At 69.3% G+C, this 22876-nt stretch carries 18 protein-coding genes; 12 read left to right on the forward strand and 6 right to left on the reverse strand.

Features of this window, described 5'->3' with window-relative positions; translation table 11 throughout:
- Positions 1 to 66: 66 nt before the first annotated feature.
- Positions 67 to 1089, forward strand: coding sequence for a cupin-like domain-containing protein (locus VGC56_RS16730; RefSeq protein WP_464126696.1), 1023 nt, complete (start codon positions 67 to 69; stop codon positions 1087 to 1089).
- Complete coding sequence (locus tag VGC56_RS16735) at positions 1086 to 2408, forward strand: glycoside hydrolase 5 family protein (protein ID WP_464126698.1); 1323 nt, start codon at positions 1086 to 1088, stop codon at positions 2406 to 2408. Before VGC56_RS16730 ends, VGC56_RS16735 begins: the two co-directional genes overlap by 4 nt.
- Before the next feature lie 45 nt (positions 2409 to 2453).
- On the opposite strand, the gene VGC56_RS16740 is transcribed toward VGC56_RS16735, so the two are convergent.
- Both VGC56_RS16740 and VGC56_RS16745 read right to left on the reverse strand, forming a co-directional pair.
- Positions 2454 to 3257, reverse strand: coding sequence for a hypothetical protein (locus VGC56_RS16740; protein WP_464126700.1), 804 nt, complete (start codon positions 3255 to 3257; stop codon positions 2454 to 2456).
- A gap of 139 nt (positions 3258 to 3396) precedes the next feature.
- Positions 3397 to 6219, reverse strand: a complete 2823-nt coding sequence (locus VGC56_RS16745) for a TonB-dependent receptor domain-containing protein (protein ID WP_464126702.1) — start codon at positions 6217 to 6219, stop codon at positions 3397 to 3399.
- A 159-nt stretch (positions 6220 to 6378) separates the two neighbouring features.
- Between VGC56_RS16745 and VGC56_RS16750 the strand changes: the two genes are divergently transcribed.
- The gene (locus tag VGC56_RS16750) at positions 6379 to 7158 is read left to right on the forward strand and encodes a Stf0 family sulfotransferase (protein WP_464126704.1); all 780 of its coding nucleotides are present in this window, start codon (positions 6379 to 6381) and stop codon (positions 7156 to 7158) included.
- A gap of 59 nt (positions 7159 to 7217) precedes the next feature.
- The gene (locus VGC56_RS16755) at positions 7218 to 7535 is read left to right on the forward strand and encodes a hypothetical protein (protein WP_464126705.1); all 318 of its coding nucleotides are present in this window, start codon (positions 7218 to 7220) and stop codon (positions 7533 to 7535) included.
- A 16-nt stretch (positions 7536 to 7551) separates the two neighbouring features.
- Here VGC56_RS16755 and VGC56_RS16760 read toward each other — a convergent pair whose 3' ends face one another.
- Entirely contained in the window at positions 7552 to 9639 is a 2088-nt protein-coding gene (locus VGC56_RS16760; protein WP_464126706.1) for an alpha-glucuronidase family glycosyl hydrolase, read from the reverse strand.
- A 50-nt stretch (positions 9640 to 9689) separates the two neighbouring features.
- On the opposite strand from VGC56_RS16760, the gene VGC56_RS16765 reads away from it, so the two are divergent.
- From VGC56_RS16765 to VGC56_RS16785, 5 genes are read left to right on the forward strand one after another with little or no spacing between them, the layout of a single operon-like run.
- Complete coding sequence (locus tag VGC56_RS16765) at positions 9690 to 10856, forward strand: endo-1,4-beta-xylanase (RefSeq protein WP_464126708.1); 1167 nt, start codon at positions 9690 to 9692, stop codon at positions 10854 to 10856.
- 10 nt (positions 10857 to 10866) lie between these two features.
- Entirely contained in the window at positions 10867 to 13401 is a 2535-nt protein-coding gene (locus VGC56_RS16770) for a glycoside hydrolase family 9 protein (RefSeq protein ID WP_464126710.1), read from the forward strand.
- Positions 13398 to 14519, forward strand: coding sequence for an aldose epimerase family protein (locus tag VGC56_RS16775; RefSeq protein ID WP_464126711.1), 1122 nt, complete (start codon positions 13398 to 13400; stop codon positions 14517 to 14519). The genes VGC56_RS16770 and VGC56_RS16775 overlap by 4 nt, the downstream gene beginning before the upstream one ends.
- Entirely contained in the window at positions 14516 to 15565 is a 1050-nt protein-coding gene (mgrA, locus tag VGC56_RS16780) for an L-glyceraldehyde 3-phosphate reductase (protein WP_464126713.1), read from the forward strand. The genes VGC56_RS16775 and mgrA overlap by 4 nt, the downstream gene beginning before the upstream one ends.
- The gene (locus tag VGC56_RS16785; protein WP_464126715.1) at positions 15562 to 16404 is read left to right on the forward strand and encodes a fumarylacetoacetate hydrolase family protein; all 843 of its coding nucleotides are present in this window, start codon (positions 15562 to 15564) and stop codon (positions 16402 to 16404) included. The genes mgrA and VGC56_RS16785 overlap by 4 nt, the downstream gene beginning before the upstream one ends.
- Before the next feature lie 30 nt (positions 16405 to 16434).
- Here the strand turns inward: VGC56_RS16785 and VGC56_RS16790 are convergent, their stop codons facing one another.
- On the reverse strand, positions 16435 to 17664 hold the full coding sequence (locus VGC56_RS16790) for a threonine synthase (RefSeq protein WP_464126717.1): 1230 nt from the start codon (positions 17662 to 17664) through the stop codon (positions 16435 to 16437).
- A 170-nt stretch (positions 17665 to 17834) separates the two neighbouring features.
- Here VGC56_RS16790 and VGC56_RS16795 point away from each other — a divergent pair, with 170 nt between their 5' ends.
- Entirely contained in the window at positions 17835 to 17996 is a 162-nt protein-coding gene (locus VGC56_RS16795; protein ID WP_464126719.1) for a Flp family type IVb pilin, read from the forward strand.
- A 120-nt stretch (positions 17997 to 18116) separates the two neighbouring features.
- A complete protein-coding gene (locus tag VGC56_RS16800) occupies positions 18117 to 19037 on the forward strand; it encodes an ROK family protein (RefSeq protein ID WP_464126721.1) in 921 nt (306 codons plus the stop codon).
- On the opposite strand, the gene VGC56_RS16805 is transcribed toward VGC56_RS16800, so the two are convergent.
- Positions 18987 to 19757: a class I mannose-6-phosphate isomerase gene (locus VGC56_RS16805; RefSeq protein ID WP_464126723.1), complete on the reverse strand. Its 771-nt coding sequence runs from the start codon at positions 19755 to 19757 to the stop codon at positions 18987 to 18989. The two genes, VGC56_RS16800 and VGC56_RS16805, sit on opposite strands and share 51 nt — an antisense overlap.
- Before the next feature lie 76 nt (positions 19758 to 19833).
- On the opposite strand from VGC56_RS16805, the gene VGC56_RS16810 reads away from it, so the two are divergent.
- A complete protein-coding gene (locus VGC56_RS16810; protein WP_464126725.1) occupies positions 19834 to 21189 on the forward strand; it encodes an MFS transporter in 1356 nt (451 codons plus the stop codon).
- 385 nt (positions 21190 to 21574) lie between these two features.
- Here VGC56_RS16810 and VGC56_RS16815 read toward each other — a convergent pair whose 3' ends face one another.
- Positions 21575 to 22591, reverse strand: coding sequence for a glucokinase (locus VGC56_RS16815; RefSeq protein WP_464126726.1), 1017 nt, complete (start codon positions 22589 to 22591; stop codon positions 21575 to 21577).
- Between the last annotated feature and the right edge of the window lie 285 nt (positions 22592 to 22876).

Genomic DNA, 22876 nt, shown 5'->3' on the forward strand with positions numbered 1-22876 from the left:
GCGGGGGCCTTTTTTTGTCCCGGGCGCGCGGCTAGCCTGCGCCGCACCGGCCTTCGAAGGAGCGACGTGACCGAAGCCATCGCCCCCTTGGAAGAAGTCGCCGGCATCGACGCCGCGCGGTTTCAGGCCGAGATCGTCACGGCGGCCCGGCCGGTCGTGCTGCGCGGGTGGGTGGAGGCATGGCCGGCGGTCGCGGCGGGGCGTGAGGGGACGGCGGCAGCGGCGGCCTATCTCGACCGCTTCGATTGCGGCGCCCCGGCGGAGGCGTTCGTCGGGCCGCCGGCGATCCGCGGCCGCTTCTTCTGGGACGACGACATTTCGGGCTTCAACTTCGAGCGCCGGCCGGGCGCGTTCGGGAGCATCGTCGCGGCGATCGCCGGCATCGGCGACCGCCAGGACGCGCCCGCCGTCTATGTCGGCTCGGCCCCGGTGGCGCAGGTGCTGCCCGGCTTCGACCGTGAGAACCGCCTCGGCCTCTTGCCGCCGCCGCTCGAGGACGGACGCATCTGGATCGGCAACGAAAGCGCCGTCTCCGCCCATTTCGACGAATCCGACAATGTCGCCTGCGTCGTCGCCGGCCGCCGCCGCTTCACTCTGTTTCCGCCCGAGCAGGTCGCGAACCTCTATGTCGGCCCGCTCGACTTCACCATGGCCGGGCAGCCGGCGAGCATGGTCGATCTGCGCGAGCCGGACCTCTCCGCCCATCCCCGCTTCCGCGACGCCCTCGCCGCCGCCGCCACGGCGGAGCTCGGCCCCGGCGACGCCATCTACATCCCGGCCTTGTGGTGGCACGGCGTCGAGGCGCTCGACCGCTTCAACATCCTCGTCAATTACTGGTGGCGCGACGCGGCCCCCGATGCGGGCGCCGGGATGGAGGTGCTCGCCCACGGCATCCTCGGTCTCGCCGCTCTGCCGCCGGCCCACCGCCGCGCCTGGCGGGCGATGTTCGACCACTACGTCTTCCGGGAAGGCGGCGATCCGGCCGCGCACCTGCCCCCCGAGCGACGCGGGATATTGGGCGCGCCGAGCCCGGACCTCCGGCGCAAGATCCGCCGCTTCCTCCAACAGATGCTGGGAACCCGCTTGTGACTGTTAATCGCCGCGACCTGCTGGTCTCCGTCGCCGCGCTCGCCGCCACCGCCGCGGCGCCGGCGCCGGCCTCGCCTTTCGTGCGCCGCGTGGGGACCGGCTTCCGGCGCAGCGGGCGGCGCTACCCGATCGTCGGCGCGAACATGTGGTACGCCGCCTGGCTCGGCGCCCCCGCGCCGCTCGGCGACCGGGCGCGGCTGGCACGGGAGCTTGACCGGCTGGCCGCGCTCGGCGTCAACAATGTCCGCATCCTCGCCAGCGCCGAACTGTCGCCGCTCAAGAACTCGGTAACCCCCGCCTTCCGCTCCGCTGCGCCGCCCTACAATGCAGCCTTGCTCCACGGCCTCGACGTCGCCCTCGCCGAGATCGGCCGGCGCGGCATGACGGCGGTCCTCTACCTCACCAATTTCTGGGAATGGTCGGGGGGGATGGTGACCTACCTCTCCTACGTCAACGGCGGCCGCTACGTGAACATGAACGATCCGGCCCACCCCTGGCCGGAATTCCCCGATTTCGCGAGCGCCTTCTATTCGAACCCCAAGGCCGTCGGGCTCTACTGGGACTATGTCCGCGCCGTCGTCGGCCGCACCAACCGCATCACCGGCCGCGCTTATGCCAGCGAGCCCGCGATCATGGCGTGGCAGCTCGCCAACGAGCCGCGGCCCGGCGGCAGCGAGGCCGTGGGGCGGCGCGCGATGCCCGCCTTCCAGGCGTGGGTGAAAGGCACGGCGCGTCTCATCAAGTCGCTCGACCGCAACCATTTGGTTTCGACGGGCGCGGAGGGGCTGAACTCCTGCCTGCAGGACGCAGCGTGTGTGATCGAGGAGCATGCCAATCCGGAGATCGACTATCTCACCGCCCATGTCTGGCCGCTCAACTGGAACTGGGTGGACGCGAAGGATCTCCCTGGCACATGGGCCGCCGGCGCCGAGAAATCGCGCACCTATGTTGCGCAGCATGAAGCCTTCGCCCGCCGCCTCGGCAAGCCTCTGGTGATCGAGGAATTCGGCTTCCCCCGCGACGGCGGCTCCTACGATCCTTCCGCAACGACAATGTGGAAGGATCGTTTCTACGGCCTCATCTACCAAGCGGTGGAGAAGAGCGCCGCGACCGGCGGGCCGATCGCCGGTGCCAATTTCTGGGCGTGGGGCGGCGAGGGGAGGGCGCTCCACCCCGACCATGGCTTCCGCCGCGGCGAGCGCGCCTGGCTCGGCGATCCGCCGCACGAGCCGCAAGGCTGGTACAGCGTCTTCGATACGGACGAGAGCACCAAGGCGATCATCCGCGACTTCGCGGAGACGATGCAGGTCGTGCGGTGATCGAAAGTTGGCGGCCGACCGGGCTGCCGCGTTTCGGGCGAGCCTTCAGTCCCCGTCGCTGCGCCCCGTGACCTGCGGTCCGAGGGGCGGTTTCGCGAAGGCGAGGGGCGCGATGGCGGCGCCCTTCGACCCCGCCGTGACCGGGCCGTAGAGGGCGTTGCCGACGGGGCTGTAGGTGACTGCCTCGGTGAGGACGAGCACCGCGAGCATCGTGCCGATCCCCCACCGCCAGGCGGGGTGGACATGGCCGCTGCGCCGCAGGTCGGCGATCACCCCTGCCGCCGGGAAAAGCAGGGTCGCCGCGAACGTCACCTCCCAAGCCCACGGCTGGAGCAGGGGCAGGGGCAGCAGCCGCCCGAAGGCGGGGCCGAGCAGGAGCGACATGCCGCAGAAGTGGAGGCGCCGGTGCCAGGCGGTCTCACGCCGCAGCGTCACGGCCGCTACGGTGAGGCCGATGAAGGCGAACAGCGTCGTCGGATCGAAGACGAGGAACTGGAGCGGCCGGAAGAAGAAGGGCACCTGCCCGCGCCGCACCATCGCGACCGTCACCCAGCAGCCGAGCACCAGCATCGGCACCAGCCACACCGCGCCGATCCAGCCCAGCCGGCGGTGCAGCGCCATCCGGTCGGTGGCGACGAAGACGTTCTGGAGCAGGTAGAGCGTCACCCAGCCCATGAAAGTGATGGCGTGGGCGTGGACGAGCAGCGGCGAATGGAAGCTCGAGCGCCCGGCGGCCAGCTGCAGCGAGAAGCCCGCCGCGACGGTCAGCGCCATCGCAATCGCGGCGCGCAGGAAGAAGCGGTCGTCCCCCGTGGCTTGAACGGGCGCGTCGGCAGCGAGCGTGGCCATGTGTCATCCCCCCCGGGTTGCGGGCGGATGGTATCGGAGGCGCGGGCGGGGATCAATGGCTCCCCGGGGACAGTCTATCTGACTGTCCCCGTTTCGACGCGGGAAGGGGACAGCCAGATAGGCTGTCCCCAGCGCCCCCTCACATCTTGTACGTCACCCGGGCGTACCAATAGGTGCCCGGCACGTCGTAGGTTGTCGGGTCCATGTTGTTGAGGCCGCAGGCGAAGCAGGCCGGCGGGGAGACGTTGAAGAGGTTGTTCGCGCCGATCGCGAAGCCGAAGCCGCCGAGCCCCTTGCCGTCCCACCGCAGCTGGACGTCGGTGTAGAGGCGGTGGCGCAGCCGGTTGCCATTCCCCTCTGTGACGCCGCCGATATAGCGGCCGGTGAGCGACGCGGCGAACTCGCGCAGCGACCAGTCGAGCACCGCCGTCGACTTGTATTTCGGGAACGCCTGGTCGGGGCTGCCCTGCTCGGTTCCCGCCCGCTCGATGCGGGTGGTGCCGACCGTCGCCGGCACGGTGACGGAATAGTGGAACAGGAAGGTGTTGGTCCAGAACAGGCCGAACTTGCCGGCGCTCGTCTCGCCCGTCCGGAAGTTGAGCGTGGCGTCCACCCCGTCCGTCTCGATGGACGCGATGTTCTGCAGGAGGCCGCGGATCTGCGCGATGGCGCCGGAGGCCGTCCGGGTGATCGCCGCGCAGCTGAAGGCGTCGGCGCTGGCGGTGCAGCGGCCGAGCAGGGTGCCGGCGTCGATCGCCTGGATCGCGCCCTTCACCTTGTAGTGGAAATAATTGCCCTCCAGCGACAGGCGCGGGATCCAGCTCGGGCTGTAGACGCCGCCGAAGCCGTAGCTCTCCGACGTCTCGGCCTTCAGATTGCGGTTGCCGCCGGTGATGACCGGGAGCTGCGGGTTGGCCTGCACGTAGCTGCCGTTGGCCGGCACGCCCGCGGCGATGCAATTGGCGCGGACGGCGGAGGGGATCGCTCCGCCGATCGCCGAGCAGGGATCGACGATCTCCTGGTCGAAGCGTGAGGGCGTGCCGAACAATTCGCCGATCGACGGCGCCCGGAAACCCTGCGCCCAGCTGCCGCGGAAGAGGAGGTCGCGGACCGGTTTCCAGTCGGCCCCGGCCTTGAACGTCGTCTTCGAGCCCGAGGTCGAATAATCGGAATAGCGGGCCGCGAACGACAGTTCGAGCTTCTCGAACCCGGGCGTCTTGGCGAGCAAGGGCGCGCGCAGCTCGCCATAGACTTCGTTGACGTTGAAGCTGCCCCGCGTCGGCAGCGCCGGAATGTCGGAGCCGAGCCCCGCCGCGACCGTCGGATCGGGGTCGAACCGCCCGCTCTGGTCGCGATGCTCGGCGCCGATCGCCATTCCCAATGCCCCGCCGGGCAGGTCGAACAGGCTGCCGGTGATGTTGGCGCTGACGTCCCACACGCGCTGCTTACTGCTGTCGCGCTGGGTGAAGGCGATATAGTCGATCATCGGCTGGGTGATCGATCCCGCCCCGCCGAAGATGTTGAACGGGACACACGGCGCCGTGCAGGCAGCGACCGGGCCGAGCGCGCGGGCGACGTTGGCGGCGTTGACGTTGCCGAGCACAGTCTGCTTGGCCGTGTTGCGCCCCCACAGGCCATTTATGTCCCAGTTCCAGCTGCGCCCGCCGACGTCGAACTGGCCGTCGAGCGTCGCCGTCCCGTAATAGGTATCGACCTGCTGGCTGTAGCGGCGCGGCCCGTTCTCGACGAAGCGGCGGCCGATGAAGGAATAGTTCGACGCGTCGAGCGTGACGCCGAACGGGTTGAACGGGTTGGTCGCCGAAATGGAGATGGTGTCGAGGAGATTGCCGTTGCCGGCGTCCGGACCGACGAACAAAGGCAGCGGCGCCGCCTGGTTCTTCGAGTTGCGCCGGTTGTAGAGCGCCTTCACCGACAGCCTGACGCCGCTGCCGATCTCCTGCGTGAGGTTCGCGAAGGCGCCGTAGCGTTCGAGGGGCGTCTGGATGAAATTGTACGGCGCGAAGTTGAAGCGGTCGGCGGTGGTGAACGCCTTGAAATCGCTGTTCGGGCCGGTCGGATCGGCCGGGGTGTAGCGCGGGCGGCCGGTCAGCACCGGGCCCTTCAAGGTCAGGCTCTGGCCGAGCACGATGAAGCGGCCGAGCGGCGTTCCCGAGCTGCACGAGGAGTCGCAGGCGGTGGTGCCCGGCGTCGGGAAGAGCGAGATCGACCGGTCGCCTGAGCTGATCGCATCCTGGCGCACGTAATTGCCGCCGACGACGATGTCGGTGCCGCCGAAATGCGTGCCCCAGCTGCCCTGGAAATTGTAGCCGGCGCCGTCGCCCTGGCCGAAGACGCCGGCCTGGGCGGAGAGCCTGAGGCCCTGCTGCTTCTTCCGGGTGATGATGTTGACGACGCCGGCGATGGCGTCGGAGCCGTAGACCGCGGAGGCGCCGTCCTGCAGCACTTCGATCCGGTCGATCATGCTCTCGGGAATCGAGTTCAGGTCGGTCGAGCCCGGCACGCCGCTGGCCGAGGCGCCGTTCACGTAGCGCAGCCCGTCGACGAGGACGAGGACCCGCTTCGAGCCGAGGTAGCGCAGGTCCACCTCGGCCGCGCCGGCGCCGACGCCGCCGCCGTCGGGCGGGTTGCCGAAATTGCCGCTGTTGTTGAACCGGCTGTTCAGCGCGCCGCCCGAACTCGGCAGGCGCTGGAGGAGGTCGGCGACGGAGCTGAGGCCGGTGCGGGCGATGTCCTCGGAATCGACGAAGGTGACCGGCTGGTCCTGACTCAGCGGATCGCGGCGGATGCGCGAGCCGGTGACGACGATGCTGTTCTCGGGCGTCGCCTCGGCCTGCGCGGCGGCGGCGGTGCCTCCTGGCGCGGGCTGGGCCAGAGCGGGCGTCGCGGCGACGAGCGCCAGCGTCGCGGCCCCGAAGCGGATCGCGTGCGAGATCATGGTCATGGTCGGTCCCCTGTGCGAAGCGGCCCCGCCCCCGGGGCCGTTCCAGGCCATCATGGACCAAAACGGGCGCGAAATGAACCCGCAGCGGTTTGCGACGCGAAACCCGGTTCAAACCGGGCGCGGCGGCGGCTAGAGATTGGGCTCCCTGCGGAGGCGCGCGTGCTGGAAAACATCGAGACGGGTTATGAGGGCAAATACGACTTCCCGCCGTACGCGCGCGCGCCGGAGGTCGCCTACCTCCTCGCCTCCGTCCCCCGCGCCGGCAGCACCTATTTCAGCCACGTTTTGTGGCGGACCGGCTGCCTCGGCGCGCCGCTCGAATATCTGAACTTCGATCCCGCCGGCCCCTATTTCTTCGCCGCGAAATCGCCCGACGCCCAGCTGAACCTCTGGCGCTCGGTGCTGAAGCGCCGCACCTCGCCCAACGGCGCCTTCGGTTTGAAGGCCTTCCCGCCGCAGCTCCAGGCGCTCCATTCGACCAACCCGCAATTGCTCGCCGAAGTGCTGGCGGCGGTGCTGCCGCAGGGCGCGCCGCGCCACGTCGTCTACCTGCGCCGCCGCGACCGCGTCGCGCAGACCGTCTCCTACGCCCGTGCCGCCATGTCCGGCATCTGGCGCAAGGAGCAGGAGCAGGGCGGCGCGGCGGCGCTCGATTATTCGCAGGAGGCGCTGGAGGCGGCGGAGCGCGGCATCGCCTTTCAGGAGCAACTCTGGGAGCAAATGCTCCGCGACCTCGGAGTCGAACCCTTGCGCATGTGGCACGAAGACGTCCTCGCCGCGCCGGCCGCCGCCGTCCGCCAGGCCGCCGACTATCTCGGCGTTGCCCTCGATCCGGCGGCCGAGGTCGATATCCCTTCGATCCTCGAACAGTCCCGCGGCGACGCGGCGACGTGGAGCGAGCGGTATCGGCAGGTCAGGGAGCCGTCCGCAGAGGGCTGACGGGCCCGCCGAGCAGCCCTGGCTGGTCGCGTCCACGCCGCACGCCTATCCACGGCGGAATGATCGTGATCGCGCTGTTGCTCCTGGCGGGCGCCGCCTCGCCTCCGACGGCTGCCGACGTGGAGGCGGTGGAGGAGGCGCGGGTGATCGCGCCCTTCGTGAACGAGACCCGGACCGGCCGCCGATATGCCGAGTTCGCGCCTGAGGTGGAAACGCGGAATGCGCGCTGCACCGAGGCGCCGCGCGGCGTCTACGCATGCACCTGGGACATGCGCGTCAAAGGCTATTTCGATGCCGCGTTCGGCGATTGGACGCACCGCGCCGAGCGGCTCGAATTTCGCGGCCGATGCTGGCGCACGGTCCCACTTCGACGCTGAAGCCGCGCGTGGTTCTTCAATGACCGGGCACGTGCGTGAAGGTCTGCGCCTCGTACCAGGCCAGGTCGTGGGCCGGCGGGGCGGTGCCGGGCGGCAGCGGGCGCTTCGAGACGCTCTGGAAATAGGCGATCGAGGCGTCGCGCCACCATCTCGCCTCGCGGTGCTGGATACGCAGGAACGCCGTCACTTCGGCGTGGCGCTCCGGCTCGACCCTGCCCTGCAGCGCCGCCCAGTCCTGCTCGTAGAGCGCGACCCTTGCGACGCCCCGGTCGTAGTGGCTGAGGAGCGTCTCCCAGACCGTCGCCACACCGTGCAGGCGGTAGTCCCAGGGCACATGGTGGAACCACAGCAGATAGTCGTCCGGAACCGTGTCGAGGCTTGCGAAGCGCGCCGCCACCTCCGGCGCATATTGCGCGACCGCATTGCTCCCCGTGGCGGTGCGGTCGAAGCCGATGCCGTTCGCGTCGGCGCGGTGATAGTAAGTCGGGTTCCAGTCGGGCCGCTCGAGGTTTCCGACCCAGGGGGCGGGGCCGTAATGGTGGCCGGTGCCCATCAGATGGTGGAGGCCGAGCGGGGTCATGTAGTCGACCACCGCCTGGCGCGAGCTCGCCATCATCGCGCCGATCCGCTGCACGAGCCGGGGGTCGTTGCCCCACGTCATCCGCGTCCATTCCTCGGCGATGGCGTCGGCCGAGCCGAGCGGGCCCCAGGCGAGGCGGCCGAAGGCGTACCAGTTCGCCTGGTCGAACTGCGATCCGGTCCAGTTGCGGTCGCTGCCGACATTGGCGACGCCGGCCATCGCCGTCACCGTTTTCGCCACCGGCGTGCCGGCGCGCGGGCGATAGGTGTCGCTCTTCAGCACCTCCTCCCACATCGTGCCGAGGTAAGCGAGGTGGGTCGCGAAGCCGAGATATTCCTTGGTGACCTGCACTTCGATCGCGAGCGGCGTCTTCGGCATCGCCCCGAACAAGGGATGGAAGGGCTCGCGCGGCTGGAAGTCGATCGGGCCGTTCTTGACCTGCAGCACGACGTTGGGCGCGAACTTGCCGTCGAGCGGGGTGAATTCCTCATAGGCCTGCTTGGCGCGGTCCTTGTCCGCCGCCGCGGCATAGACGAAGGCCCGCCAGAACACCGTCCCGCCATGCGGCGCCAGCGCCTCGGCGAGCATGTTGGCGCCGTCGGCATGGCTGCGGTGATAATCCTGCGGCCCCGGCTGGCCCTCGCTGTTCGCCTTGACGAGGAAGCCGCCGAAATCGGGCACCAGCCGGTAGATCTCGTCCGCCTTCGCCTTCCACCAGGCGCGCACCTGCGGGTCGAGCGGGTCGGCGGTCTTGAGGCCGCCAAGCTCCATCGGCGCCGTGAAACGCGCGGAGAGGTAGACGCGGATGCCCCACGGCCGGAACGTGTCGGCGAGCGCCTTGACCTTGGCGAGCCACGGCGCGGTGAGGATGTCGGCCTGCGCGTTCACATTGTTGAGGACGGCGCCGTTGATGCCGATGGAGGCGTTGGCGCGGGCATAATCTGTGTAGCGCGGCTCGACCCAGCCCGGGAGCTTCTGCCAGTCCCACAGCGATTGTCCCGCATAGCCGCGCTCGACGCTGCGGTCGGGATTGTCCCAATGGTCGAGCAGCCGGAGCCCGAGCTTCGGCGCGTCGGCGATGGCGAGATGCGCCACCGGCCGCCGCGTCTGCAGGAGTCTCAGATAGGCGAAGGCGCCGTAGAGCAGGCCGCGGTCGCCGTTTGCGGCGATGAGGGTGGCGGCATGGCCGTTCACACGCGTCGAGCGGATGACATAGCCTTCCTCGCCGGTGGGCACGGCGCGCCTGGCGAGGAGGATGGCGCCGTCGCGATCGACGCGCTGCGCGACGGGCTGGGGCCGCCCGAGCAGGCCTGAGAGCCCCCGCACCAGCTCGCTCCGCGCCGCGGCAATGGTGGTGCTGTCGCCCTCCACCACCAGCTCCGATGCTGCGCGGGAATAGAGTGCGCGCTGCGGCGACTCGATAGGATCGTAGCGCAGCCACAAACGGTAGCCGTCGTCCGCCCGCGCCGCCGCCGGCAGCAGCGCCAAAAGCAACAACAGGAGCGAGGGCAGCATCTTGGCCATTGTCCGCCGCATAGTAGACTGTTAGCGCTACCAGAAGAAGGGAAATGACGATGGATGTGACGCGCCGTGACAGCCTCTTGCTCGGAGCCGGAGCGCTCGCCGCCGCCGCGGCCGCCCCGCTTCATGCTGCACCCGCCGCGACGCCGAAGCCCTCGCTCAACGCCGTCGCGAAGCGCCGCGGCCGCCGCTTCGGCTCGGCCGTCGGCATGGGCCGCCCGCACCATGTCGAGGGCGCCTTCGCGGACCCGCGCTACCGTGCCGTGGTTGCGGGAGAATGCGGCCTCATCGTGCCGGAGAACGAGCTGAAATGGAGCTGGGTGCAGCCCGCGCCGGGCGTGTTCGATTTCAGCGGCGGCGACCGCCTGCTCGCCTGGGCCACCGCCCACGGCCTGGCGCTGCGCGGCCACAACCTCGTCTGGCATCACCCGAAATGGTGGCCGGCCTGGGTCACCAACCACGATTTCGGCGCCCGCCCATCCTCAGAGGCCGAGCGCCTGCTCACCACCCATATCGACACCGTCTGCCGCCGCTACGGCAGCCGCATCGGCAGCTGGGACGTCATCAACGAAGCGGTCGACGCGCAGACCGGCGAGATGCGCGAGACGGTCTTCTCTCGCGCCATGGGCGGCCGCCCGGACGACGTGCTCGACCTCTGCTTCCGCACCGCTCGCGCCGCCGTCCCGCACTGCCAGCTCGTCTACAACGATTACATGTCCTGGGAACCGGGCAACGAGAAGCACCGCAACGGCGTGCTGCGCCTGCTCGAGCGGCTGAAGAAGCGCGGCACCCCAGTCGATGCATTGGGCGTCCAGTCGCACATCGGCAGCGGCAACAATGAAGGCGATCCCTCGATCTTCGGACCGCACGACGAGCGCACCTGGCGCCGCTTCCTCGATGACGTCACCGGCATGGGCTATCAGCTCCTCATCACCGAGTTCGACGTCAACGACCGCGGCATCAAGGGCGACATCGCCCAACGCGACCGCGCCGTCGCCGATTACGCCAGGGCCTATCTCGACCTCATGCTCTCCTATCCGCAATTGGGCGACGTGCTCGCCTGGGGCATGACCGACGACCGCTCCTGGCTGCAGGAGCGCCCGCCGCGCGCCGACGCCCTCCCCAAGCGGCCCTGCCCCTATGGCGCCGATTACCGTCCCAAGCCGCTCCGCACGGCCATCGCCGCCGCCTTCGCCGGCGCGCGCAGTCACCACCGCTGAGGGGGGCATCATGAAGCCGGCGGCATTCCTTCTCGCGGCGGCCGCTTCGGCGAGCGTCGCGGCGGCGCAGGATCTGAAGGTCAACGACAAGGGCTATTTCGCCCGGCCCGGCCTCAACGTCATGGTCTTTTCCGATTATTATCCGGAAGGTCACCAGACCGGCGTCACCATCGTCCAGCACGGCACCCGCGTCGCCGCCAACGGCGACCTGCGGCTCGATCCCTCGCCGGGCCAATGGTCGCCGATGCCGGTGACGGTCACGCACACCGTCGACGCCAAGACCCGGACGATCAGCCAGACCCTCGCTTACCCCAATCCCAAAACCAACGGCCACGGCTTCAACCCCGTTTTCTACCCGAAGCTGGACTTGAACTACCGCGTCAGCGTCACCGCGCTGGAGGGCAACAGCTTCCGCATCATCGTCGATCTCGACAAGCCGCTGCCGCCGCAATTCGTCGGCCGCGTCGGCTTCAACCTCGAGCTGTTCCCCGGCCTCCTGTTCGGCAAATCCTGGCTGATGGACGGCAAGAGCGGCATCTTTCCGCGCCAGCCGGTGGGTCCCATGGTCCGCGCCGCCGGTGCGCCCATCGAGACGCCGCGCAACGCCCAGCCGAACGGCCCCGTCCCGTCCCCGAATGGCGAACCGCTGACCGCCCCGCTCGGCACCGGTCGCAGCCTCGTCGTCGCGCCGGAGGACGAAAGGCTGCGCATGCGGATCGAAAGCCGCAGCGGCGGGCTCGAACTGCTCGACGGCCGCTCCAACCACAATAATGGCTGGTTCATCGTCCGCGGCGTGGTCCCCGCGGGGGCGAGCGCGCACGCCATCGAATGGATCGTCACGCCCAACGTCGTCGAAGGCTGGAAGGCCGCGCCGGTGATCCAGGTGTCCCAGCTCGGCTACGCGCCAGGCCAGCCCAAGAAAGCGGTGATCGAGCTCGATCCCGCCGACCGCGACGTCAAGCGCGTACGACTCCTCCGCATGACCGCTGAGGGCCCGCGCGAAGTGCTGGCCGGCGCGCCGGAGCGCTGGGGCAATTTCCTCCGCTCCAACTATTACACGTTCGATTTCTCGCGCGTCGCCGAGCCCGGAATGTACGAACTCACCTACGGCGACCGCGTGTCGGAGCCGTTCCGCATCGGCGCCGACGTCTATGCCCGCGGCGCCTGGCAGCAGACGCTCGAATATTTCCTGCCGATCCAGATGTGCCACATGCGGGTCAACGAGAAATACCGCGTCTGGCACGGCCTCGATCATGTCGACGACGCCCGCATGGCGCCGACCGGCCTCAACCATTTCGACGGCTACGAGCAGGGCCCCTCGACCCTCACCCGGTTCAAGGGCGGCGACCATGTCCCGGGTCTCGACGCGGGCGGCTGGCACGATGCCGGCGATTACGACCTGCGCGTCGAATCGCAGATCGGCACCGTCTGGCTGCTCTCGAAGATGGTCGAGGAATTCGGCCTCGACTACGACGCCACGACGATCGACCAGGTCCACAAGGTCGTCGAGATCCACCAGCCCGACGGCAAGAACGACGCCCTGCAGCAGATCGAGCACGGCCTGCTCTCGATCCTCGGCGGCTACCGCGCCATGGGGCGGGTCTATCGCGGCATCCAGGACGTGTCGCTCCGCCAATATGTCATGCTCGGCGAAGCGGCGAACGCCACCGACAACGTGCCGATGAAGCGTGTCGAAGGCTTGGGCGTCGACGCCAACGGCCACCCGATCACCGCCGACGACCGCTGGGTGTTCACCGAGGAGAACCCGAAGCGCGAGCTCTACGTCGCCGGCGGCCTCGCCGCGGCGGCGCGCGCCTTGAAGGCAAGCAACCCGGCCATGGCCGCCGAGGCGCTGGCGGCGGCGCGGCACCTCTATGCCGGCGCCATCGACAAGACCGACGATGTCGGCATGCGCGTCTTCGCGACGGCCGAGCTCATTCATTCCACCAACGATCCGGCGCTGGTCCGGCGGCTGGTGGCGATGCGGCCCGCCATCCTCTCCCACATCGCCGAAACCGGCTGGGCGATCGCGCCGATCCTCGACCGCATTCCGGACGAGCTCTTCAAGGCGACGCTGGATGTGGGCGTCGCCACCTACCAGGCGAAGATCCGCGCCGACGCCCGCGCCGATTCCCCCTACGGCGTCCCCTATAAGCCGGACATCTGGGGCGCCGGCTGGGACATTCAGGAGCGCGGCGTCCGCCAATATTTCTTCCACAAGGGCTGGCCGGAACTCACGCCGACCGACAGCTACATCAACGCGCTGAACTTCGTCCTCGGCGTCCACCCCGGCGAGAATAACGAGAGCTTCGCTTCGGGCGTCGGCTCCCATTCCGCGACCATCGGCTACGGCTTCAACCGCGCCGACTGGTCCTACGTCCCCGGCGGCGTCATCTCCGGCACCGCCCTCATCCGCCCGGACCTGCCCGAATTGAAGGAATGGCCCTTCTTCTGGCAGCAGCGCGAATATGTGATGGGCGGCGGCGAGACCAACTACATGTTCCTCGCCCTCGCCGCCGACCGGCTCTACCGGGGCGGCAAGTGAAGGCGCTGGCGCTGCTCGCCTTGCTCGCGGCGGCGCCGGCGGCGGCTTCGACCGTCACCGTCAGCCGCTACGGCACCATGCCGGATGGCCGCGCCGTCGAGCAGGCGACGCTTGCCAACGACCGCGGCATGGTCGTGAAGGTGATCGGCTACGGTGCCACCGTCACCGAAATTCGCGTGCCGGACCGGCGGGGGCGCAAGGCGAACGTGGTGCTCGGCTATTCCAGCCTCGCAGACTATGTCGCCAAGAACGAGAAGAACCGGTTCGGCGCCGTTGTCGGCCGCTATGCGGGGCGGATCGCCGGCGCGCGGTTCAGCCTCGACGGGCGCGAATACAAACTGGTGCCGAACGATGGGCCGAATGCCCTCCACGGCGGCGGCACGCCGGGGCTGGACTTCAAGCTGTGGCGGATCCGTCCGCTGCGCGAGGGTAAGACGGTCGGCGCAATGCTCAGCTACACCAGCCCGGACGGCGACCAGGGTTTCCCTGGCGCCCTCTCCCTCACCGTCACTTACCGCCTCACGCCCGACAACGTTCTGCGCGTCGACTTTGAGGCGCGCACCGACGCGCCGACGGTGCTCAACCTCACCAACCACAGCTATTTCAACCTCGCCGGCGCGGGCAGCGGCAGCGTCGCCGCCCAGCGCCTGACGCTGCTGGCCGAGCGCTATGTCGACACCGACGCCGGCGGCATCCCCACCGGCCGCTTCCTCCCCGTCGCCGGAACACCGCTCGATTTCCGCCGGCCCACGGCGATCGGCGCCCGCTGGGATGCGAAGGGGCCGCCGATGAGCGCCAAGGGCGGCTACAATCACGCCTGGATCCTCGACGAGGCCCCCGGCGCCCGCGCCGCCATGCTGGAGGATCCGGTCTCCGGGCGGCGGCTCGAAATCGTCACCACCGAGCCCGTTCTGCAGGTCTACACGGGCGACTATATCGACGGGAAGGATGTCGGCGCCTCCGGCCGCGTCATCCGCCCGCGCGACGGCATTGCGCTCGAGCCGATGCATCTCTCCGACAGCCCCAACCGTTCGGACTTTCCGAGCACCCAATTGCGCCCCGGCCAGACATTCCATTCCACCACCTTCTACCGTTTCACCACGACAGGCAGGCCATGATTCCTCCCCCTTTCCTCCCCGATCCCGACCGCTATGACGGCCGCATGCCCTATCGCCGCTGCGGGCGGAGCGGGCTCGATCTCCCCGCCATCTCGCTCGGCCTGTGGCAGAATTTCGGCGGGGCCGACGTCTACGAGACCGGCCGCGCGATCCTTCGCCGCGCCTTCGACGCGGGCATCACCCATTTCGATCTCGCCAACAATTACGGCCCGCCCTACGGCTCCGCTGAGGAGACGTTCGGCAGGGTCATGGCCGCCGATCTCCGCCCCTTCCGCGACGAGCTGATCGTCTCGACCAAGGCCGGCTACGACATGTGGCCCGGCCCCTACGGCAATGGCGGCTCGCGCAAATATCTTCTCGCCAGCCTCGACCAGAGCTTGCAGAGGATGGGCCTCGACTATGTCGACATCTTCTATTCGCACCGCGTCGATCCGACGACGCCGCTCGAAGAGACGATGGGCGCGCTCGTCACCGCGCACCGGCAGGGCAAGGCGCTCTATGTCGGCATCTCCTCCTACTCGCCGGAGCTGACCCGCGAGGCGGCGGCGATCCTCGCGGCCGAGAAGGTGCCGCTGCTCATCCATCAGCCGAGCTATTCGATGCTCAACCGCTGGATCGAGGGCGGCCTCCTCGGCACCCTGGAGGAATTGGGCGCCGGCTGCATCGCCTTCTCGCCGCTCGCGCAGGGTATGCTGACGTCCAAATACCTGCACGGCGTTCCCGACGACGCCCGCGCCGCCAAATCGGGCTCCTTCTCGCCGGAGCTGCTCACCGAGCAGAATATCCGCCACATCCGCGCCCTCCACGACATCGCCGCCGCGCGCGGCCAGACGCTGGCGCAGATGGCGGTCGCCTGGGTGCTGCGCGACCCGCGCGTCACCTCGGCGCTGATCGGCGCCCGCACCCTCGACCAGCTCGCCGATTCGCTGGGCGCCCTCCACCGCCTCGATTTCTCCGACGAGGAACTGGCGACGATCGACCGCCACGCCACCGAAGGCGGCATCGACATCTGGAAGGGCTCGTCGACCATAGGGGCGCGGCCGTGAAGCTGGTTCGCTGGGGCGAGGCCGGCGCCGAGCGGCCGGGGCTGGTCGACCGCGCCGGGCGGGTGCGCGACCTCAGCCGCGAAGTCGCCGACATCGGCGGGCCGGCGCTGTCGCCGCTCGGGCTGGCGGCGCTCTCCGCGCTCGACATCGAGGCGCTGCCCCTGGTCGAAGGCACGCCGCGGCTCGGCGCCTGCGTCGGCGGCATCGGCAAGATCCTGTGCATCGGCCTCAATTATTCCGATCATGCCGCCGAGACCGGCGCGGCGGTGCCGCCCGAGCCGATCCTCTTCATGAAGCCGACCAGCGCCGTCGGCGGGCCCAACGACGACGTCCGCCTGCCGCGCGGCTCGGCCAAGACCGACTGGGAGGTCGAGCTCGCCATCGTCATCGGCACGGCGGCGAAGTACGTATCCGAGGAAGCCGCACTCGATCACGTCGCCGGCTGGTGCATCCTGAACGATGTTTCCGAGCGCGAATATCAGCTCGAACGGCACGGCACCTGGGACAAGGGCAAGGGCTGCGACACCTTCGCGCCGATCGGCCCGTGGCTGGTCACCCGCGACGAATGTCCCGATGTCTCCGGCCTCGAAATGTGGCTCGAGGTGAACGGCCGCCGCTTCCAGCACGGCTCGACCGCGACGATGGTCTACAACCCGGCCTTCCTCGTCAGCTACCTCAGCCGATTCATGACCCTCCACCCCGGCGACGTCATCGCCACCGGCACGCCTCCCGGCGTCGGCATGGGCCAGAAGCCGCCGGTGTTCCTGAAGGCCGGCGACGTGATGGAACTCGGCATCGAGGGCCTCGGCACCCAGCGGCAGGTCGTGGTGGCGGACTAGCTGCCCCCCTCCCTGGAAGGGAGGGGAAGATTAAAGCCCTGTCAGATCGATCGGCCCGTCCTTGTCGAGCGCCCGCGAGCGGTCCGGCATCGGATATTTCAGCCCCGTCGCGCAGTTGAACAGCACCGCCCGTTCATCCCGGCCCACCAGGCCCTTCGCCACCGCCTGCTCCCACGCCGCCAGCGTCGCGCCGCCTTCGGGGCAGAGCAGCATGCCCTCCTCGCGGGCGCAGCGCTCGGTCGCCTCGAGCAGCGCCTCCTCTTCCACCGCCACGGCGAAGCCGCCGCTCTCCCGGACCGCGCGCAGGATCAGGAAATCGCCGATCGCCTTGGGGACGCGTATGCCGGCGGCGCGGGTGGCGGCGCCTTCCCAGCGCGGCGCGTGCTCGGCGCCGTCCTCGAACGCCTTGACGATCGGCGCGCAGCCCGCCGCCTGGACCGCGACCATGCGCGGCCGCTCGGAGCCGATGAGGCCCATCGCCTCCATCTCGGCGAACGCCTTCCACATGCCGATCAGCGCGGTGCCGCCGCCGGTGGGATAGAAGATGATGTCCGGCAGATCCCATCCGAACTGTTCGGCAAGTTCCAGGCCCATCGTCTTCTTGCCCTCGACTCGGTACGGCTCGCGCAAGGTCGAAAGCTCGAACCAGCGCCCCTCCGCCGCACCCTGGGCGACGATCTTGCCACATTCGTCGATCAGTCCGTTCACCCGGTAGACCCGCGCCCCGAAGGCCGACATCTCGCGCACGTTCATGTCCGGTGTGTCGGCTGGGCAGAGGATCACCGCCTCGATCCCGGCTCGCGCGGCGTAGGCGGCGAGCGCGGCGCCCGCATTGCCGTTCGTCGGCATGGCGATCCGGGTTACCCCGAGCGCCTTCGCCATCGACACCGCCATGGCGATGCCGCGCGCCTTGAACGAGCCGGTGGGAAGCCGCGCCTCGTCCTTCACCAGCAGGTTCGGCCCCGCCTTGAGCGCTACCAGCGGCGTCCGCGCCTCGCCGAGGCTGACCACATCCTCGCTGCGGCGGACGGGGAGCAGCTCGCGGTATCGCCAGATATCCTGCGGCCGTGCCGCCAGCGCCTCGCGGGTGAACAAGCGGGCGGCGCCGGCGAGATCGTAGCGCACCAGCAAAGGATAGCCGGCCGCCGACAGATTCTGCAGCGTATCGGCCTCGACCCGCTCCCCCGTCATCGAACATTCGAGATGGGTGACGAACGTCTCGCGCGTCTCAATCAGGTTGGAATTCCACAGGCTGGTCACGCGCGTCTCCTGATAGCGCGGGCCACCTGCCCGATCGGCGGCGGCGGGGCAATGGCGGGTGCGAGGGCGCCGTAGACAGCCGTGTCGCTACCGTAACGGGCGCTTACCGGAAGTTAACCCTTGCCGTCTTAAGGATTGCGCTGTCTTCGACCAGACAGGAAGGTTTTGACATGAACGCGATCCGTAAGCTCATCAAGAACAACAAGGGCGCCACCGCCATCGAATACGGCCTCATCGCCGCTCTCATCGCCGTGGCCGCGATCGCCGCCATGCAGGGCGTCGGCGCCAGCCTCAACAAGACCTTCACGAACGTCTCGACGACGCTCGGCTAAATAGCTTCTCCTGATTTTTCGAAGCTCTGAGGAAGCCGCCGGGCGTGGACCCCGGCGGCTTCTTCGCGTTTGATCTCCCGCCTCCGCCCCGGCACAGGAGGGGCTGAGGGAGGCTGCGGCGTGGCGGATAGCAAGGGCAGGAGGGTTGTCGGCGTCGAGCTCGGCGGGACCAAATGCGTCGTCACGCTCGCTGATGGGCGCGAAATACTCGACCAGGCGCGGGTGGCGACGACGACGCCGGCGGAGACGCTCTCCGCGATCCGGGCCATCCTCCACGGGTGGCAATTCGCCGCGCTCGGCGTCGCCAGCTTCGGCCCGGTCGATCTCGATCCCGCCTCGCCCACCTCCGGCTTCATCACCTCGACGACCAAGCCCGGCTGGCGCGACACCGACATCCTGGGTCCGTTGACGGCGGGGCTCGGCGTTCCGAACGCCTTCGACACCGACGTCAACGGCGCCGCCTTGGCGGAAATGCGCTGGGGCGTGGGGCAGGGCATGGCCGACTTCGCCTATGTCACCGTCGGCACCGGCATCGGCGTCGGCCTGGTCGTCAACGGCCGCCCGACCCGCGGCTTCCTGCACGGCGAGCTCGGCCACATCCGCCCGCCGCGTCTCCCCGGCGACGACTGGCCCGGCGCCTGCCCCTATCATGGCGACTGCGTCGAGGGCCTCGCCTCCGGCACCGCCATCCGCGCCCGCCTCGGCGCGCGCGAGTTCGCCGATGTCCCCGCCGGCGATCCGCTATGGGACGGCGTGGCGCACGCGCTGGCGCAGCTCTGCCACGTCATCGTCTGCGCCGCGGCACCCCGCCGGATCGCGATCGGCGGCGGCGTGATCGAGCGCCAGCCCCACCTCCTGCCCCGCATTGCCCCGCTGCTGGTCGAGAGCCTCGCCGGCTACATGCCGCTCCCCGATCCGGAGACCTATATCTGCTCACCCGCTTTGGGCCCGATGGCCGGCCCGCTCGGCCCCATCGCCATGGCGCAGCGCCTAATCGAGCCCGCCCTCGGCACCGACGAGCACCAGCCCGTCCAGCTCTAGCGGCGCGCCCGCCTCGATGACGAGGCACTCGCCCGGCCCGGCCGTCTCGTTCCCCGAAGCCGCTTTTCCATTCAGCGGCAGAACCCACCGCCGCCGATCCTCCAGCAAATTCGTCGGCCGCTCGAGCTTGAGCAAGGTGAAGGGCGGCCCCGTCACCAGAGCCGGCGCGGCCGGCGCCGCCCTTGGCACGTACGGCCCCGCCCTCGCCACAGCGAGGCCGGCGTCGAGGTGCAATTCCCGCGGCCGTCCGTAATCGTAGAGCCGGTAGGTGACGTCGCTATTCTGCTGGAACTCGAGCAGTGCCAACCCGGCCCCGATCGCGTGCACCGTCCCCGCCGGCACGAAATAGAAATCCCCCGCCGCCACCGGCACCCACTCCATCAGCGCCTCGATGCTGCCATCCTCCGCCGCGGCCCGCAGAGCCTCCTTCGACACCTCCCGCTTCAGCCCAAGCCCCAGCACCGCGTCCGGCGCCGCGTCGAGTATGTACCAGCATTCGCTCTTGCTCGAAGGAAGGCCCCGCACCCGCGCCGCCGCGTCGTCCGGATGCACCTGCACCGACAGCTTCTCGCTGGTGAAAATATACTTGGCGAGCAGCGGCAGATCCCCCGGACCCTCGAACCAGATCTCGCCGATCCTCCGCCCGCCGGTGTCGCCGAACGGCGGCGGCAGCGCCTCGCGCCCCCAAGGTTTCTCGACCTGCCTCGCCCGAAGCTTCATCGTCCCTCACCGCCGCCCTTGCCGCGCCGCTCGAATGTCCCCTAAGCCTGCGGGACACAAGCGCAAAGGGAGCGGGATGGAGCGGACAAGGGCAGGCGGCGCGATGGCCGCGTTCATGATCGTCACCACCCTGTTCTTCGCCTGGGGCTTCATCACCTCGCTCAACGATCCGGTCGTCACCGCGGTCAAGGGCATCTTCTGCCTCACCGATTTTCGCGCCCAGCTCGCCGCCTTTGCCTTCTTCATCGCCTATGGCGTGATGAGCTTTCCCGCCGCAATGCTGCTGGCGCGCAAGCGGTCGATCCCCACCATCCTCATCGCGCTGGCGATGATGATCGCCGGCTGTCTCCTCATCCTCGCCGCCGCCAATCTTCGAACCTACCTCCTCGTCTTGGGCGGGCTGTTCGTGCTGGCGAGCGGCATCACCATCCTCCAGGTCGCCGCCAATCCGCTCGCGGCGGCGCTCGGCAACCCGCGCTACAGCCACTTCCGCCTGACCTTCAGCCAGGCCTTCAACTCGTTCGGCACCTTCATCGGCCCCTGGCTCGGCGCCGTCCTGTTCCTCAACGGCATCGAGACCAAGGACTGCAAGGTGACGACGGAGGCGGCGCGGCTGGGCTCCCTCGCCGGCATCGACCGCGCCTATTTCTGGATCTGCGGCCTGATCGCCGCCCTTGCGCTCTTCTTCATCGTCTTCCGCCGCATTGTGAGCGCCGCCGCGCCCGCCCCTTCCGACGAAGTCGCCCGCCGCGGCGTCGGCGGGATGATCGCCGACGCGCTCTCCTCGCGCTGGGCGATGCTCGGCGGCGCCGCGATTTTCCTCTACGTCGGTGCCGAAGTGGCGATCGGCACCCAGATGGCGCTGTTCCTCCATTCCGATGCCATCTGGGGACGCAGCGACGCACCCTTCGCCGTGCCCCTTCTCGGCCACGCAATGGGCAGCGACGGCATTTTCGGAGTCTCCGATCAGGAGGCGCAGAAGGCCGTTTCCTTCTACTGGGGCGCCGCGATGGTCGGGCGAATCGTCGGCTCGGCGCTGCTCGCCCGCTTCTCGGCATCGCGCCTGCTCGCGGTGTTCGCGGCGATCGCGACCGGACTTTCGCTGTACATCTTCACCGTGGGCGGGGTGGCCGCCGGCTATGTCGCGCTATCGATCGGCCTGTTCAACTCGATCATGTTCCCGGTGATCTTCACCCTCACCCTGGAGCGCAGCACGGCGAGCCCCGAGGCCACATCGGGCTTTCTCTGCTTCTCCATTGTCGGCGGCGCGGCGATCCCGCCGCTGGTCGGGCTGGTTTCGGATTCGACGAGCTACGTCACTGCCTTCCTCGTCCCCGCGGCATGCTACGCCTTGCTCTGCGCCTTCGCCCTCAGGGCAGGGAAGGCAATGGTGCGGGCCGGGGAGATCGAGCCGGCCGCGACGATCCACTAGGGTCTGCCCGGGAGGTCAAGCCACCCCACCCGTTCGGGTGTAGAAGCCCTGTCCTTCCTTTTGCGGCAAAGGCAAAGCAGGCTCCGACAGGCTCAGACCGAACTGAAGCGGCGGGACTCGATCCAGGGGCCCCACCCTAGCCTCCGAGCCGCGCGGACGGGGCGGCCAAGACCAGTGATACACTTCTCGACGATGACAGAAGTGTACCCCCGCAGCGTGACGATGTCAAGCAATTTATCCAGATAGGCGATTTCCTATTTCTGGCTGCGAACCGCCGAAAATAGGAAATCGGCTGCAAGAAAAAATCGCCCGCAAATAAATTTCACGTGGCGCGACAGCCGCGATTCGAGGTTTCGGGCCGCGCGGGCGCCGGCCCCGATTCGCGCTAGTCCCGGTACCGCGCAGCGAAGGCGGCGGCGGCGCCGAACAGGCCGGGCTGCTTGTGGGTGATGAGCTTGACCGGCATCTCGTCCATCCGCCGCTCGAACCTGCCCTTGGCGATGAAGCGGTCGCGAAAGCCCGAGCGGGGCAGGTGCCCGGCGAGGCGGAGGCCGAGGCCGCCGCCGATCACCACCGCCTGCGCGCCCTGCGCCAGCGCGATGTCGCCCGCCACGGCGCCCAAAGCGAGGCAGAAGCGGTCGAAGGCGGCGCCGGCAAGGCTGTCCTCGCCCGACATCGCCGCCTGCCACAGCATCGTCTCGTCGCGATATTTCACCGGCCGGTTCTCGATCCGCGCCAGCGCCTCGTACAGATTCCGGAGGCCCTGGCCGGACGCGACCCGCTCCACCGAAACGCGGCGGAAGCTGCCCCGCAGGTGCTGGAGGATGCGGTCCTCGAGCGAATCGAGCGGCGCGAAGTCGATATGCCCGCCCTCGGTCTCGATCACATGATACTCGCCGCGCCGCCGCAGCAGCTGCGCCACGCCGAGGCCGGTGCCGGGGCCGACGATGCTCACCACCCCCTCGTCCGGCAGCGCCCGCTCCGGCCCGCACAGATGGGCGAAGCAGGAGGCGGGAAGCTGCGCCACCGCGTGGGCGACGGCGCCGAAATCGTTGACCAGAGTGAAGCGCTCGGCGCCCAGCGTCGCGGGAATCGCCGCAGGGCGGATCACCCAGGGATTGTTGGTGAGCTTGAGGACGTCGCCCTCAGGCGGGCCCGCGATGGCGATGGCGGCGGCGGCAGGCAGGCGGCGGCCGGTGCGGGCGCCGAATTCCTCCCAGGCGGTCTGCAGGCTGGCATGGTCGACCGTCTTGAGGGTGCATTCCTCGCCGAGGCTGACGACCCGCCCCCCGGCGATCTGCGCCAAGGCAAAGCGGGCATGCGTGCCGCCGATGTCCACCGCCACGATCTCGGTCGCCGCGGAGCGGGTGTCGCTCTCCGCCTCGCCGGGCGCGGATTTCACGGACAGGTCCAAGCGTCTTCTCTCCGAATATTTTCAATGCCTTTAGCGAGACCCCCGCGCGGGCGCAAAGGGCTAGGGTCCGTACTCAATTCCCGCAGCGGCGTGACGGAGCGCATTTTGGCCGCTGACTAGGAGCGAGGAGGGACGCGATGCGGGACATCGCGCCCGACGAGCGACGACGGGAGCGGCCAAAAGGCGCCCGCCGCTTCGCGGTCGCCCGGAGAGGCGCGCCGGGTGCGTCGCGCGGCTTGACCGTAGACACCGCTACGGCCTGCGCCGCGCTCC

The organism is Allosphingosinicella sp. (assembly GCF_036403745.1).
GTDB lineage: Bacteria > Pseudomonadota > Alphaproteobacteria > Sphingomonadales > Sphingomonadaceae > Allosphingosinicella.